Genomic DNA, 13528 nt, shown 5'->3' with positions numbered 1-13528 from the left:
TCGGGCCGCGGACGGGCGGGGGCTGGCATGAGCGGTCACGACGTCACCTAACGGGGGTCAGTGAGGGCTTCGCGGACGGGGCGCCCTGGCCGGGCGCGGCGGACGTGACGGCGGGGGCGGGCGAGCCGGCGGGCGCGCCCGGGCTCGCGGCGGGCGCCTGCGGGGCGGGCGCGGCCGCGGTGGGGCTGGGCGCGGGCGGCGCGGAGGCGGTGCTGGGCACGCCGTTGACCTTGCCGTCGGCGCCGAGGAAGACGGGGCTGCCGCCGGGAACCATGCCGAGGCGGCGGGCGCGGCGCTCCAGGGCGTCGGGCGCGGAGTAGGCGTCCACGTCGCGCTGGAGGGCCTGCTGTTCGTCGGTGAGCGCGGTGGTGTCCCGCTTGAGCTTGCTGAGCTGGAACGAGCCCTGGTTGAGGGCCGAGTTGAGCAGCAGCAGCGTGATCAGGCCGCCGCCGAGCAGGGCGACGACCAGCAGCACGAACGGGGTGCGCGCGGCCCCCGTGCCGGGGGACCCCTTGAGCCTCCCGAGCCTGCCGGTCCGGCCGGCCTGCCCGCCCCGCGCGGTCACGCGCTCCTCCGCTCCCCGGTCCGGGCCGCGGAGGGCGCGGACGCGGCGGTCCGGGTGCGGCCCGCAGGTGCTGCGACGGTCACAGATCCTCCTCGCGGATGCGCTGGGCGCCGCGGAGCCTGGCCGGGGCGGCGCGCCGGTTCTCGGCGACCTCCTCCTCGGTCGGCAGCTCCGCGCCGCGCGTCAGCAGCTTCAGCTTGGGCTGGTACTTCTCCGGTACGACGGGCAGACCGGGCGGGGCCGTGCTGGCGGCCCCGGCCGCGAAGACCGTCTTGACCAGGCGGTCCTCCAGCGAGTGGTACGACAGGACGGCGATCCGGCCGCCCACGGCGAGGGCCTTGACCGCGGCGGGGACGGCCCGCTCCAGCACGGTCAGCTCGCCGTTCACCTCGATGCGCAGGGCCTGGAAGGTGCGCTTGGCGGGGTTGCCGCCGGTGCGCTTGGCGGCCTGCGGGAGCGCGTCGCGGATCAGCTCGACCAGGCGGGCGCTGTTGCTGAAGGGCTCCTTCTCGCGCTCGCGGACGATGGCCGAGACGATGCGCTTCGCCTGCTTCTCCTCGCCGTACGCCCGCAGGATCCGGACCAGCTCGCCGGGCGGGTAGGTGTTGAGGACCTCGGCGGCGCTGATGCCGGTCGTCTGGTCCATGCGCATGTCGAGCGGGGCGTCCTGCGCGTACGCGAAGCCGCGGTCGGCCTCGTCGAGCTGCATGGAGGAGACGCCGAGGTCGAAGAGGACGCCGTCGACCTTGGGGATGCCGAGCCGGGCCAGTACGTCGGGCAGCTCGTCGTAGACGGCGTGGACCAGGGTGGCGCGCTCGCCGTAGGGGGCCAGCCGCTCGCCGGAGAGCCGCAGGGCCTCCTTGTCCCGGTCGAGGGCGACCAGCCGCGCCTCGGGGAACCGCTTCAGGAGGGCCTCGCTGTGGCCGCCGAGGCCGAGGGTGCAGTCGACGACCACGGCCCCGGGCCTCTCCAGTGCGGGGGCCAACATGTCCAGGCACCGCTGGAGCATCACCGGGACGTGTCGGGTCTCGCTCATGCGCCCTCTCAGGTAACGGCGCGACCTGCGGGTACATGGACGTACGCGCCGCGCACGCGGGGGGATCATCGGGGCCGGGGCGGCGGAATCACACCGGGGCCCGGCCGGTTCGCGTCACTTTAGTCCACGGGTCGCCCCGGTCAACGAACCGGCCCGCGTGCCGTGCGGCGGGCTCCGGACAACCCGGCGAAACCGGCGGATCACCCGGTCGGGCGCATGCACCGGCCCCCTGTGGGTTAGCTCACAACAAGGATCAATGGCGCCCTTTGTCCACCCTCACACCTGCTGCGCTCGAGCGTGAGCATTAACGTCGTACCCATGACGACTTCCGCATCGCTGCCCACAGAGTCCGCACCCTCGGAGGCCGGCACCGTCATCGACCGCCTCGTCGAGGCGAACCAGCGGTACGCCGAGAGCTTCACCGACCCGGGTATGGACGCCAGGCCCGTCCTGCAGGTCGCCGTCGTGGCGTGCATGGACGCGCGAATAGACCTCCACGCCGCCCTGGGCCTCCAGCTCGGCGACTGCCACACGATCCGCAACGCCGGCGGCGTGGTCACGGACGACACGATCCGGTCGCTCACGATCAGCCAGCGCGCGCTGGGCACCCGATCCGTGATCCTGATCCACCACACCGGCTGTGGTCTGGAGAGCCTCACCGAGGACTTCCGCCACGAGCTGGAGGACGAGGTCGGGCAGCGTCCCTCCTGGGCCGTCGAGGCCTTCCGGGACGTGGACCAGGACGTCCGGCAGTCGATGCAGCGGGTGCGGACCTCCCCGTTCCTCCGCCACACCGACGACGTCCGCGGCTTCGTCTTCGACGTCACCACGGGCCTCCTGCGCGAGATCGACCCGGCTTCGTGAGTGACATAACGGCGTGAGGCCGTCAAGAATGCTCGGGTGACGCCCGCCCGGGAACCGCTTCCGGTCGACGTCCGTGTGTTTGGGGTGGGCCGGGATTACGCAATGGGCGTCGGCCCGTGAAAGGGCCGAGGAGGGCCGGGTGACGACCTATGACGATCGAGCGAGCCTCGCTGATCTGACCACCACCGCGGATCGTGTGCGGCGGTCGGTCGAGAGCGTGATCGAGGGCAAGCCCGAGGTCGTACGGCTTTCGCTGGTGGTGCTGCTCGCCGAGGGACATCTTCTGATCGAGGATGTCCCCGGCGTCGGCAAGACGATGCTGGCCAAGACGCTGGCGAAGTCCATCGCCTGCTCCGTGCAGCGCATCCAGTTCACGCCCGACCTGCTGCCGTCGGACATCACCGGCGTGAGCATCTACGACCAGCAGCGCCGGGAGTTCGAGTTCAAGCCGGGCGCGATCTTCGCGCAGATCGTCATCGGCGACGAGATCAACCGCGCCTCGCCGAAGACCCAGTCGGCGCTGCTGGAGTCGATGGAGGAGCGCCAGGTCACCATCGACGGCACCCGGCACGAGCTGCCGACCCCCTTCATGGTGGTCGCCACGCAGAACCCGGTGGAGATGGAGGGCACGTACCCGCTCCCCGAGGCGCAGCGCGACCGCTTCATGGCCCGGGTGTCCGTCGGGTACCCGAGCCCCGAGGCCGAGCTCCAGATGCTCGACGTGCACGGCGGCGTCTCCCCGCTGGACGACTTCCAGCCGGTCGCGCACGCGCACGAGATCGTCAAGCTCATAGAGGCCGTGCGCGAGGTGTACGTCGCCGAGCCGGTCCGCCGGTACGTCGTCGACCTCGTCGCCGCCACGCGCAACCACCCCGACCTGCGGCTGGGCGCCTCCCCGCGGGCGACCCTGCACCTGCTGCGCGCCGTGAAGGCCTCCGCGGCCCTGTCCGGCCGCGACTACGTGCTCCCGGACGACGTGCAGGCCCTGGCCGCGCCGGTGCTCGCGCACCGCCTGCTGCCGACCGCGCAGGCCCAGCTGAACCGCCGGACCGCCGAGCAGGTGGTCGCGGACATCCTCCAGCGCACCCCCGTGCCCACCGCCTCCGTACGCGGCGGCGCCCCGCACGGGTACGGGGAGCAGCCCCCGGGCCCGCGGAGCTTCTGATGGCCGCCGCGACGCGCCCGTCCGCCGAGTCCGGGCGGGACGGGCTGCGCGCCGCGTTCTCCGGGCTGACCACGCGCGGCCGCTCGTTCCTGGCGGCCGGCATCGCCGCGGCCGTCTGCGCCTACGTGCTGGGCCAGGGCGACCTGCTGCGCGTCGGGCTGCTGCTCGCGGTGCTGCCGCTGATCTGCGCCGTGGCCCTGCACCGCACCCAGGACCGGGTCACCGGCAGCCGCCGGCTCAGCCCGGTGCGGGTGCCGGCGGGGGCCGAGGCCCGGGTGCAGCTGCGCATGAACAACGTGTCCCGGCTGCCCACGGGGCTCCTGATGCTGCAGGACCGGGTGCCGTACGTGCTCGGGCCCCGGCCGCGGTTCGTGCTGGACCGGGTCGAGGCCGGCGGCCGACGCGAGGTCTCGTACCGGGTGCGGTCGGACCTGCGCGGCCGCTACCCGCTGGGCCCGCTCCAGCTGCGGCTGACCGACCCGTTCGGGCTGGTGGAGCTGACCCGGTCGTTCCGGGACTTCGACACCCTGACCGTGATCCCGCGTACCGAGCCGCTGCCGCCGGTCCGGCTGACCGGCGAGTCCTCCGGGTACGGCGACGGGCGGCAGCGCTCGCTGGCGCTGGCCGGCGACGACGACGTGATCCCGCGCGGCTACCGGCACGGCGACGACCTGCGCCGGGTGCACTGGCGCTCCACCGCCCGTTACGGCGAGCTGATGGTGCGGCGCGAGGAGCAGCCGCAGCGCTCCCGGGCCACGGTGCTGCTGGACACGCGGCGGGTGGCCTTCCGCGGGGCGGGGCCGGACTCCGCCTTCGAGTGGGCCGTCTCGGCGGCCGCCTCGACCCTGGTGCACCTGCTGGAACGCGGCTTCTCGGTCCGGCTGCTGACGGACACCGGCGACACGGTGGGCGGCGAGGGGTCGGGCGGCTACTCGTCCGGCGGCTCGGAGTCCGCCGAGGCGGCCGGTCTGATGATGGACACGCTCGCCGTGGTCGGGCACTCCGACGGCGCCGGGCTCTCCCGGGCCTGCGACGCGGTCCGCGGGGGCAACGAGGGGCTGCTGATCGCCTTCTTCGGTGATCTGGACGACGCCCAGGCGGACCTGGCGGCGAAGATGCGGCAGCGCTCCGGCGCGGCCGTGGCCTTCGTCCTGGACTCCGCGCAGTGGTCCGGCGAGGGCAGGGCCCCGTCCGGCGGCCCGGACGAGGAGCGGCTGCGCAGGCTGCGCGAGACGGGCTGGACGGCGGTGGCCGCGTCCCCGGGCGTGTCCTTCGCCGAGCTGTGGCGGCACGCGGGGAACGCTCCCGCGGACCGGGGTACTTCGGGGGGTTGGGGATGAGCGGCCGGGCGAGACTGACGCTGTGCGCGCTGCTGGCCACGCTGCTGACGGCGTGCGCGATGCTGCCGCTGGTGCACCCGGCGACCTGGCTGCCGCAGGCCGCGGTGCTGCTCGCGCTCCAGAGCGCGACGGGCGCGGGTGCGCGGCGGGTGCCGCTGGCGCGCTGGCTGACCGTACTGGCCCAGCTGGTCGTGTCCGTCGTGCTGCTGACCCTGCTGTTCGTCGGGGAGCGGGCGCTGGGCGGAGTGCTGCCCGGCCCGGGTGCCCTCCGGGACTTCGGGGCGCTGTTCTCGCAGGGCGTCCAGGACGTGGGGCACTACGCGATGCCCGCGCCGCTGACGGACGGGATCCGGCTGCTGCTGCTCAGCGGGGTGCTGCTGATCGGGCTGATGGTGGACGCGCTCGCGGTGACCTTCCGTACCGCCGCGGCCGCCGGGCTGCCGCTGCTGGCCCTGTACTCGGTGGCGGCGGGGCTGTCCCAGGGCGGCTCCGACTGGCTGTGGTTCCTGCTGGCCGGCTGCGGCTACCTCCTGCTGCTGCTCGCCGAGGGCCGGGACCGGCTGTCCCAGTGGGGCCGGGTCTTCGGCGGCGCGCCGCGCAAGGACCGGGGTACGGCCGCCGGGCTCACCGGCGGGGGCGCGGTGGCGCCCGTACGGACCGGCCGCCGGCTGGGCGCGCTGGCGCTCGGCATCGCGCTGGTGGTGCCGCTGGGGCTGCCGGCCCTGGAGGGCGGGCTGCTCGGCGGTACGGGCAGCGGCGACGGCGAGGGCCTGGGCGGCACCATCTCGGCGGTCAACCCGCTGGTGTCGCTGCAGAACAGCCTGAACGTCACCGAGGACCGGGAGGTGCTGCGCTACCGCACCGACCACCGCAACCCCTCGGACCAGTACCTGCGGATCGTGGCGCTCGACGAGTTCGACGGCCAGTCCTGGAAGACGGCGGAGCGCCACATCACCGACGTCCCCGAGCGGCTGCCGGACCCGCCGGGCCTGAGCCCCGCCGTGCGCACCACGGAGGTGCGCACCAGCGTCTCGGCGGCCGGCTGGTACGCCCAGACCTACCTGCCGATGCCGTACCCGGCCACGCAGGTGGACATCGGCGGCAAGTGGCGGTTCGAGCCCGTCGGGCGCACCCTCGTGGGCGACCGGGGGCAGAACACCCGGGGCGTCCAGTACACGGTGCGCGGCCTGCGGCTGCAGCCCACGGCGGAGCAGCTGACGAAGGCACCGCAGCCGGCGCCGGCGCTGGTGGCCGAGTACACGCGCGTGCCGGCGGGTCTGCCGCCCGCCGTGGAGGAGACGGCGCTGCGGGTCACCCGGAAGGCGAAGAGCGACTACGAGCGGGCGGTGCTGCTCCAGGACTGGTTCGCCAGCGCGGGCGGCTTCACGTACGACACGCACGTCAACTCGGGCACGGGCACGGCGGGCATCGCCAAGTTCCTGGAGGACAAGCGGGGCTTCTGCGTCCACTTCTCCTTCACGATGGCGGCCATGGCGCGCACGCTGCGGATCCCGGCGCGGGTGGCGGTGGGCTTCACCGCCGGTTCCGCGAAGTCGGACGGCAGCTGGTCGGTGACCCTGCGGGATGCACACGCGTGGCCCGAGCTGTACTTCGAGGGCGTCGGCTGGACGCGCTTCGAGCCCACGCCCTCGCGGGGCAGCACGCCGGACTACACCCGGCCGGAGACGCCCACGGGCCGGCCGTCGAACCCGGCGCCCGAGGTGCCGGGCCGCACGGCCGCGCCCGCTCCCGCCCCGTCGTCCTCGGCCTCGGACGCCTGCCCGCCGGAGATGCGGCGGCTGGGCGAGTGCGGGCAGGCGCAGGCGGGTGCCGGTGCGGACGACGACGGTCCGACCTGGGGCCAGGTGGCCCTGCTGTCCGGGGCGGCGCTGCTGATGCTGGCGATTCCGGTGCTGCCGGTGCTGTGGCGGTCCCGGGTGCGCAGGCGCCGGCTGGCCTCGGGCGACCCGCTGGAGGCCTGGCGCGAGCTGGGCGACGCGGCGTGGGACGTGGGGGTCGAGCCCGACGGGGCGCTCTCCCCGCGGGGGGCCGCGCGGCGGATCGTCGCACTGGGCCGGCTGGACGGGGAGGCCGAGCAGGGGGTGCTCCGGCTCGCCGGAGCGGTGGAGCGCTCGCTCTACGCTCCCCCGGCCGCCGGGCCCGGGGATGCCGGGGCGGCGGGTGCCGCCGAGGACGTGCTGCGGGCGCGTGCCGCGCTGCTGGCCGGGGTCGGCCGGTGGTCCCGGCTGCGGGCGCTGGTCGCGCCGCGGTCGGCCGTACGCGTGCGGTGGGCGGTGTCGGACCGCTGGGTGCGGGTGCGCGGGGCGGTGGCCGGGCGGCTGCGGACGGTCCGGATCCCGCTGCGCGGGCGCGGCTAGGGCCTCGTGGGGGGCCCGTCCTCGGGGGCGGGCCGTCCTGCGGCCGGGTTCCCGTGACGCGGGCCGTCCCCGTGACCCGGGCCGTCCTCGTGGGGCGGCCGGGTCCTCGTGGAACAGGAAAACCCGTGCGGCGGGGCTCGTTCCTCCAGAGCCCCGCCGCACGGGTTTCGTGTACGGGTCCCCCCGGACCCGTTCCCCCGTTCCCACGCGCCGGTCCCCCCGGACCGGCCACGCCGTCGGACGGGGGCCCGTCCCGCTCCGCCGCCCCGTGTCGGCGGTGCGGGACGGGCTCCCCTTCCGTCGGGTCCACTCTCCCGTCTGTGCAGGTGAGGGCCCATCCGCGTACCTACTCATCTCTGTGTCTAGGTACGGATACTCAGTTCTACGTGGGACCGCCCACCCGGTGCGACCGCCGACCGGGTCTGTCCCACGTCCCCCGAAGGGGTGGTGGCCGGGTGTCAGCCGGCGTGGCCGGAGACCCGCCCGCGCAGCAGCAGTGACAGGGCCGAGTGGACGTCGTCGATGGACCGCTCGCTCTGGAAGGACTGCCAGTCCAGCGCCGCCACGAGCACCATGCCGACCAGCGCGGCGGCCGTGAGCGGCACGTCGATCTCGCCGCTCAGCTCGCCGCGTTCGACGCCCTCCCGGAGCACCGACTCGACGACGGCCACCGCCTCGCCCCTGACCACCATGAGGGTGGACTGCCAGGCCCGGTTGGTGCGCCACAGCTCGGCGACGTACAGCTGGGTGAAGGCGGGGTAGGCGTCGATGAAGACGAGACCCGCGCGGATCATCGCGTCGAGCGCCTCGACGCTCGTGCCCCCGCGGCTCCTGACCCCGTCCGCCGCATCGCGGAGCGAGGCGGTCAGCAGGCCGACGCCGTGCCGGAGCAACTCCTCGAAGAGGACCGTCTTGCTCGCGAAGTTGTAGTAGACGGTGCCCTTGGCCACTCCGGCGCGTTCGGCGATCTCGTCCACCGTGGTGGCGGAGAAGCCCTGTTCTGCGATCAGGGTGACGGCCGCCTCGTAGAGCTTCTGCCGGGTGGCCTGCCGTCTGGTGCTGCTGCTGTCCATGGCGCTGATTGTCACAGGCTGAGCTCCGGGTGCAGACGGTCCATGGTCCACACCTGCTTGCGGCGGGCGGCCACGGCGGTGAGCGCGAGGGCTCCCGCGGTGAAGGCCGCCAGGACCGCGCAGCCCTGCCACACGGGGTCGAGCGGGCCGCCGGTGATGAGGCGGCGCAGGCTCTCGACGACGTACGACATCGGCAGGTACGGGTGGATCGCGTTGAAGAACCCGGGGCTGGTCTGTACGGGGTACGTGCCGCCGGCCGAGGTCAGCTGGAGCATCAGGACCGCGAGGACGAGGATGCGTCCGGCGGCGCCGAAGCGGGCGTTGAGCCACTGGACGATGGCCGCGAAGCAGCCGGTGACCAGGACCAGGAAGCCGATCGTGCCGGCCGCGCGCTCCATCTCCAGGCCGAGGCCCCAGTGCAGTACGGACATCAGCGCGGCCACCTGGAGGACGCCGAGGGCGGCGACCGGGAGCCAGCCGGCGAAGGCGACGCGCCAGGCGGAGGCGCCCGCGGCGAGGGCCCGCCGGTTCATCGGCTGGATCAGCATGTAGGCGACCATCGCGCCGACCCAGAGGGAGAGCGGGATGAAGTACGGGGCGAAGCCGGTGCCGTAATTGGGCGCCTTGTGCAGGGACTTGGCGGCGAGCTGGACCGGGTCGGCCATGACCTCGGTGCGCTGGTCGCGCTGCTGCTCGTCGTAGTCCGGGATCTGGTCGGCGCCCTCGTGGAGGCCGCCGGCGAGCTGGCCGGAGCCGTCGACGAGCTTGTACATGCCGCCGTCGAGGCTGTGGGCGCCCTTCTTGAGCTTGCCGACGCCCGCGTCGAGGTCGTCGGAGCCGGTGTGGGCGGCGGTGATGCCGGTGTGCAGCTTGTCCATGCCGGTGGCGACCTTGTGGGCGCCGTCGTTCAGGGCGTTGATGCGGCCGACGGCGGCGTCCAGGTCGGTGGCGAGGGTCGGGGCGGCGTCGACGACCTTGCGGGCCTTCTGCTCCAGGTCCTTGAGCTGGGCACGCAGCTTGTCCAGGTCGCCGCCGGAGTTCCTGACCAGGTTGTTGACGTCACCGGCGAGTTCGGCCGCCTCGGCGGCGTCGTCCTTCGCCCGCTTCAGCTTGGGGCACTTGGGGCTGGGGGTCTCGGCACCGGTGCACAGCTCGCCGTACACGTCGTCGAGGGCGTCCGAGGCGGCGTTGGCGGCGCGGGCGGCGCCGGGAGCGGCCTTGGCGAAGGTGTCGAGGTGGTTGCGGACCACCTTGGCGCTGTCGGCGGCCAGTTCTGCGGCGTCGGCGATGGTCCTGACGTTGTTCTTCAGGAACGGGCGGGCCTTGTCGGCCGCCGTGTTGACCTTGTCGGCCAGGGTCTGGGTGCCGTTGGCGACCTGGCGGCTGCCGGTCTCCAGCTGACCCGCGGCCGTGTCGAGCTTGCCGAGGCCGCCGGCGAGGTCGCTGCTGCCGTTCTTGGCGCTGGTCAGGCCGTTGGCGAGGTCGTTGGCGCCCTTCTTGGCGCGGCCGATGCCGTCCTTGAGGTCGTCGGCGCCCTCGGCCGCCTCCAGGGTCTTGTCGTGGAGGTCCGAGAAGGAGATGAAGATCTTGTCGAGGAAGCCGCGGGAGGTGCTGCTGGACGCGGAGGCGCGGACCTCGGAGAACACCGTCTTGGAGATGGAGCCGACGATGTAGTTGTTGGCGTCGTTCGTACGGACCTGGAGCGCGCCGGTCTCGGGGGCGTCGCCGGAGCTGGAGGCGAGCCGGGTGCTGAAGTCCTTCGGCATGGTGAGGGAGAGGTAGTACGTGCCGTCCTCGACGCCCTCGGCCGCCTCGTCGGCGCTCACGTCACGCCAGTCGAAGATCCTGCTGTCGTGCAGCTTTCGGGCGATCTCGTCGCCCGCGGCGATCTCCTTGCCGTCGACCGTGGCGCCCTTGTCCTCGTTGACCAGGGCCACCGGGAGCTTGTCGAGGCGGCTGTACGGGTCCCAGAAGGAGCACAGGTACAGGGCTCCGTAGAGCAGCGGGAGGAGGAGCAGCGCGACGAGCGCGGCGCGCGGGAGCTTCCCCCTGCCGAAGCGCTTGAGCTCAAGCGCGGCCAGCTTCGGCGAGCGCATCGGCCGCCCCCTTCTGTGCGGTGGTCTTGGTGGTCTTGGTGGTCTTGGTGGTGTCGGTGGCCTCGGTGACCTCGGTGGTGTCGGTGGCCTCGGCGCCGGTGCCGGCTCCGGTGCCCGCGGCGTCCGCGTCCGGTCCGGTGGTGCCGGTGCCGGTGCCGGTGCCGGCCGGCTCGGCGTCCTGGCCGGCGTCCGCCGAGTGGGTCTCCTGCGACTCGTCACCGGCTTCCGCCGCCCCGGCGCCGGGCTGGGCCTCGGTTGCGGCGTCCTGGGCTGTGGCCCCGGCGTCCGCCGCCGCGGCCTCCTGCGGCACACCGGCCGCGGGGGTGGTCCCGGCGGTCGCGGTCTCCTGGGCCGTGGTCGTCCCGGCCTGCCCGGCCTGGGCCTGGTCCGCCCCGGCGGACTCCTCGGCTGCGGCCGGGGCTGCGGGACGGGCGGCCGTACCGGTGGCCGTGCGGCGCTTGCGCTTCGGGCGCTTGCCCGGGGTGGCCGCGGGGGCGGCACCGGGCCGGCCGGCCGTGCCCTGCGGGGCCGGGTCGCCCTCTCCGGGCGTGCCCGTGGCGGTCGTGCGGATGACCAGCGCGTCCTCGGGGGCCTCGCTGCAGACCGCGAGGACCGTGGTGCCGCGGGCGGCGAGGGAGCGGAGCAGCGCCCAGGCCTCGACCCGTTCGGCGTCCGAGAGCTTGAGGTCGGTGTCGTCCACCGCGAGCAGGCCCGGGCCGGAGATCAGGGCCAGCGCCAGGGAGAGCCGCAGCTCCTCCAGCCGTTCCAGCTCCCGCACCGAGGTGCGGGCGCCCTTCGGCAGGGCCGCCACGTCCAGGCCCACGGCGTCCAGGGCCGCGTCGATCCGGCCGGCAGTGAGCGCGGCGCGCTCGGACCGGGGCCGGAACAGGGCCCGTACGGGTCCGTCGTAGCGGCGCTGGAGCAGCGCGCGCTCGCGCAGCTGCTCGGCCACGGTCAGCGCCGGGTCGAGGTCGGTGACCCCCGGGACCGGGCCCAGGGCGCTGATCCGGCGGACGGCCGCCATCTTCTTCGGCAGCCGCAGTCCGCCGACCTCCGCGTGGCCCGCGGTCGGCTTCATCCGGCCGGTCAGGGCGAGGAGCAGGCAGGTGCGGCCCGTGCCGGACGGTCCCTCGACGGCGATCAGGGAGCCGGGCGCCGCGTCGACGTCCACTCCCTGGAAGACCCACCCGCGCGGGCCCTGCAGTCCGAAGCCCTGGGCCTTGACGGCCGCGCCTGTCGGGCTGTCCACCCCGTCCCCCCTCTTTTGAACTGACTGGTCAGTTCAAAAACTAGCACGCCTTCCGAACCCCCGTGCCGCCTCCCCCGATTCGCCCGGAATCCGACGGAAAACCGCAGGTCAGGCTGATTGTCAGTGGGTGGCTTCACCATGGGTCCATGCGGAGCGCCCCGCGTGGGGCCTCCCCGTCCGTGAAGACAGGAGGTTCGTCATGGCGACCCGAGTCACCGCACCAGCCGCCGATGTCCACCCCGTCCTCCGCCGCGCCCCGGCACCGCCCGCGGCCCTCGACCTGCTCGCCAAGGCGCGCAGCGGCCTCGAAGAGGCCGCCGGGCTCGCCGTGCCGAACGAGCGGTATGCCACCGCCCACCTCGCCGCGCTGCGCACCGCGGCCGCCGTCCTGGCGGCCCGGGCCCGGCCCGAACCCCCCAGCCCACGCCGTCGGCAGCGCATCCGCAGCGCGTGGGAGCTGCTCCCCGAGATCGCTCCGGAACTGACCGAGTGGAGCGCCCTGTTCGCCTCGGGGGCGGCCAGGCGCGCCCGTGCCGAGGCGGGCATACGCGACGCGGCGACCGGCCGCGACGCGGACGACCTCCTCCGCGAGGCGTCCATGTTCCTGCGCATCGTCGAGCGGCTGCTCGCCCTGTCGCCGACCCTGCCCGAGCCACGGCGGGAGCGCGCGGACGCGGTATGACCGGCGGGGCTCCCGGAGGCAATAGGGTGGATCACGCACTTCACCGATCCCAGCCCGCCGCACGCGGCGGTACCGCGCCGAGGAGTCATCAGCCGTGTCGGACACATCCCGCCCCCGCGCCTCCCTTCGTACCGCTGTGGTGTGGGAGCTCCTCAAGGAGGTCCTGGACCACCGCGCCAAGGCCACCGGGCGGGATGTCCTGGACGTGCTCGACACCGGCGGCGGCACCGGCAAGTTCGCGGTGCCGGTCGCCCGGCTCGGCCACCGCGTCACGGTCGTCGACCCCAGCCCGAACGCACTGTTCGGACTGGAGCGCCGGGTGGCGGAGGAGGGCGTCGCCGACCTGGTGACCGGTGTGCAGGGTGACGCCCAGGGCCTGCTGGACGTGGTGGAGCGCGGCACCTACGACGTCGTGCTCTGCCACGGAGTACTGGAGTACGTGGACGACGCCGCGGAGGGCGTGGCCAACGCGGTCGCCGCGCTGCGCCCCGGCGGCACCCTCAGCCTGCTCGCCGCCGGCCTGGGCGGTGCCGTGCTGGCCCGTGCCCTGGCCGGGCACTTCACCGAGGCCCGCACCGCCCTGACCGACCCGGCCGGGCGCTGGGGCGCGGGCGACCCGGTGCCGCGGCGCTTCACGGCCGAGCAGCTGTCCGAGCTGGTCGGCGGCGCGGGCCTGGAGGTGGGCGCGGTGCACGGCGTACGCGTCTTCGCGGACCTGGTCCCGGGCGTCCTCGTCGACACCGAGCCCGGCGCGGTGGAGGCCCTCCTCAGGCTGGAGGAGGCCGCCGCCGAGCTGCCCGCCTTCCACGCCGTGGCCACCCAGCTGCACGTACTGGGCACCAAGCCCGAGGCCGCCGCCTGAAGACGCCCTGATCTGCGGTGCAGGAGCGGATGGAGTACGCCACAGACCCTCCGCTCCGGCGCCCTTGACCGTATGATCGGGAGACACGGTCCCGTGTGGCAGGGCAGCCGTTGGGGAATAAGCGCCTCAGCGACCGCCCGGGCGACGGTACGGTCTGTGCACAGGTGCAGTATTCGAAGTGCTTGAAAAGGTGGCGTAGAGGGCGGGTTTCACGGGGG

General features: G+C 74.3%; 11 protein-coding genes. 6 read left to right on the top strand and 5 right to left on the bottom strand.

Going from position 1 to position 13528, the window contains the following annotated elements:
- Nucleotides 1–43: 43 nt before the first annotated feature.
- Nucleotides 44–565, bottom strand: coding sequence for a septum formation initiator family protein (locus tag ACIQUQ_RS07500; protein WP_403972340.1), 522 nt, complete (start codon nucleotides 563–565; stop codon nucleotides 44–46).
- 79 nt (nucleotides 566–644) lie between these two features.
- Nucleotides 645–1601 carry a 16S rRNA (cytosine(1402)-N(4))-methyltransferase RsmH gene (rsmH, locus tag ACIQUQ_RS07495; RefSeq protein ID WP_403972338.1) on the bottom strand — a complete coding sequence of 319 codons (957 nt, stop codon included), beginning with the start codon at nucleotides 1599–1601 and terminating at the stop codon, nucleotides 645–647.
- A 318-nt stretch (nucleotides 1602–1919) separates the two neighbouring features.
- Between rsmH and ACIQUQ_RS07490 the strand changes: the two genes are divergently transcribed.
- From ACIQUQ_RS07490 to ACIQUQ_RS07475, 4 genes are all read left to right on the top strand, one after another.
- Entirely contained in the window at nucleotides 1920–2465 is a 546-nt protein-coding gene (locus ACIQUQ_RS07490) for a beta-class carbonic anhydrase (RefSeq protein ID WP_403972336.1), read from the top strand.
- Nucleotides 2466–2604: 139 nt separating this feature from the next.
- A complete protein-coding gene (locus ACIQUQ_RS07485; RefSeq protein ID WP_403972334.1) occupies nucleotides 2605–3630 on the top strand; it encodes an AAA family ATPase in 1026 nt (341 codons plus the stop codon).
- Nucleotides 3630–4970 carry a DUF58 domain-containing protein gene (locus ACIQUQ_RS07480; RefSeq protein ID WP_403972332.1) on the top strand — a complete coding sequence of 447 codons (1341 nt, stop codon included), beginning with the start codon at nucleotides 3630–3632 and terminating at the stop codon, nucleotides 4968–4970. The genes ACIQUQ_RS07485 and ACIQUQ_RS07480 overlap by 1 nt, the downstream gene beginning before the upstream one ends.
- The gene (locus ACIQUQ_RS07475) at nucleotides 4967–7348 is read left to right on the top strand and encodes a transglutaminaseTgpA domain-containing protein (RefSeq protein ID WP_403972330.1); all 2382 of its coding nucleotides are present in this window, start codon (nucleotides 4967–4969) and stop codon (nucleotides 7346–7348) included. Before ACIQUQ_RS07480 ends, ACIQUQ_RS07475 begins: the two co-directional genes overlap by 4 nt.
- Before the next feature lie 458 nt (nucleotides 7349–7806).
- On the opposite strand, the gene ACIQUQ_RS07470 is transcribed toward ACIQUQ_RS07475, so the two are convergent.
- The 3 genes from ACIQUQ_RS07470 to ACIQUQ_RS07460 are packed head-to-tail and all read right to left on the bottom strand — an operon-like array spanning nucleotide 7807 to nucleotide 11766.
- A complete protein-coding gene (locus tag ACIQUQ_RS07470) occupies nucleotides 7807–8421 on the bottom strand; it encodes a TetR/AcrR family transcriptional regulator (protein WP_403972328.1) in 615 nt (204 codons plus the stop codon).
- Nucleotides 8422–8432: 11 nt separating this feature from the next.
- Nucleotides 8433–10517: a YhgE/Pip family protein gene (locus tag ACIQUQ_RS07465; RefSeq protein ID WP_403972326.1), complete on the bottom strand. Its 2085-nt coding sequence runs from the start codon at nucleotides 10515–10517 to the stop codon at nucleotides 8433–8435.
- Complete coding sequence (locus ACIQUQ_RS07460) at nucleotides 10489–11766, bottom strand: ATP-binding cassette domain-containing protein (protein WP_403972324.1); 1278 nt, start codon at nucleotides 11764–11766, stop codon at nucleotides 10489–10491. The genes ACIQUQ_RS07465 and ACIQUQ_RS07460 overlap by 29 nt, the downstream gene beginning before the upstream one ends.
- Before the next feature lie 199 nt (nucleotides 11767–11965).
- On the opposite strand from ACIQUQ_RS07460, the gene ACIQUQ_RS07455 reads away from it, so the two are divergent.
- Nucleotides 11966–12448 carry an SAV_6107 family HEPN domain-containing protein gene (locus tag ACIQUQ_RS07455; protein ID WP_403660609.1) on the top strand — a complete coding sequence of 161 codons (483 nt, stop codon included), beginning with the start codon at nucleotides 11966–11968 and terminating at the stop codon, nucleotides 12446–12448.
- Nucleotides 12449–12542: 94 nt separating this feature from the next.
- Nucleotides 12543–13310 (top strand): methyltransferase, encoded by a 768-nt coding sequence (locus ACIQUQ_RS07450; RefSeq protein WP_403972322.1) that lies wholly within the window; start codon nucleotides 12543–12545, stop codon nucleotides 13308–13310.
- Nucleotides 13311–13528 lie beyond the last annotated feature (218 nt).

Origin of the sequence: Streptomyces sp. NPDC101118, assembly GCF_044759445.1 — a bacterium.
Taxonomy (GTDB): domain Bacteria; phylum Actinomycetota; class Actinomycetes; order Streptomycetales; family Streptomycetaceae; genus Streptomyces.
The sequence above is the reverse complement of the archived record's forward strand: the minus strand, read 5'-3'. Positions and strand labels throughout refer to the sequence as shown.

What these genes read in the sequence shown, in the direction of transcription:
- ACIQUQ_RS07490 (WP_403972336.1), top strand. Translation starts at nt 1,920, where the DNA reads ATGACGACTTCCGCATCGCTGCCCACAGAGTCCGCACCCTCGGAGGCC.
- ACIQUQ_RS07455 (WP_403660609.1), top strand. Translation starts at nt 11,966, where the DNA reads ATGGCGACCCGAGTCACCGCACCAGCCGCCGATGTCCACCCCGTCCTC.
- rsmH (WP_403972338.1), bottom strand. Translation starts at nt 1,601, where the DNA reads ATGAGCGAGACCCGACACGTCCCGGTGATGCTCCAGCGGTGCCTGGAC.
- ACIQUQ_RS07470 (WP_403972328.1), bottom strand. Translation starts at nt 8,421, where the DNA reads ATGGACAGCAGCAGCACCAGACGGCAGGCCACCCGGCAGAAGCTCTAC.
- ACIQUQ_RS07475 (WP_403972330.1), top strand. Translation starts at nt 4,967, where the DNA reads ATGAGCGGCCGGGCGAGACTGACGCTGTGCGCGCTGCTGGCCACGCTG.
- ACIQUQ_RS07465 (WP_403972326.1), bottom strand. Translation starts at nt 10,517, where the DNA reads ATGCGCTCGCCGAAGCTGGCCGCGCTTGAGCTCAAGCGCTTCGGCAGG.
- ACIQUQ_RS07480 (WP_403972332.1), top strand. Translation starts at nt 3,630, where the DNA reads ATGGCCGCCGCGACGCGCCCGTCCGCCGAGTCCGGGCGGGACGGGCTG.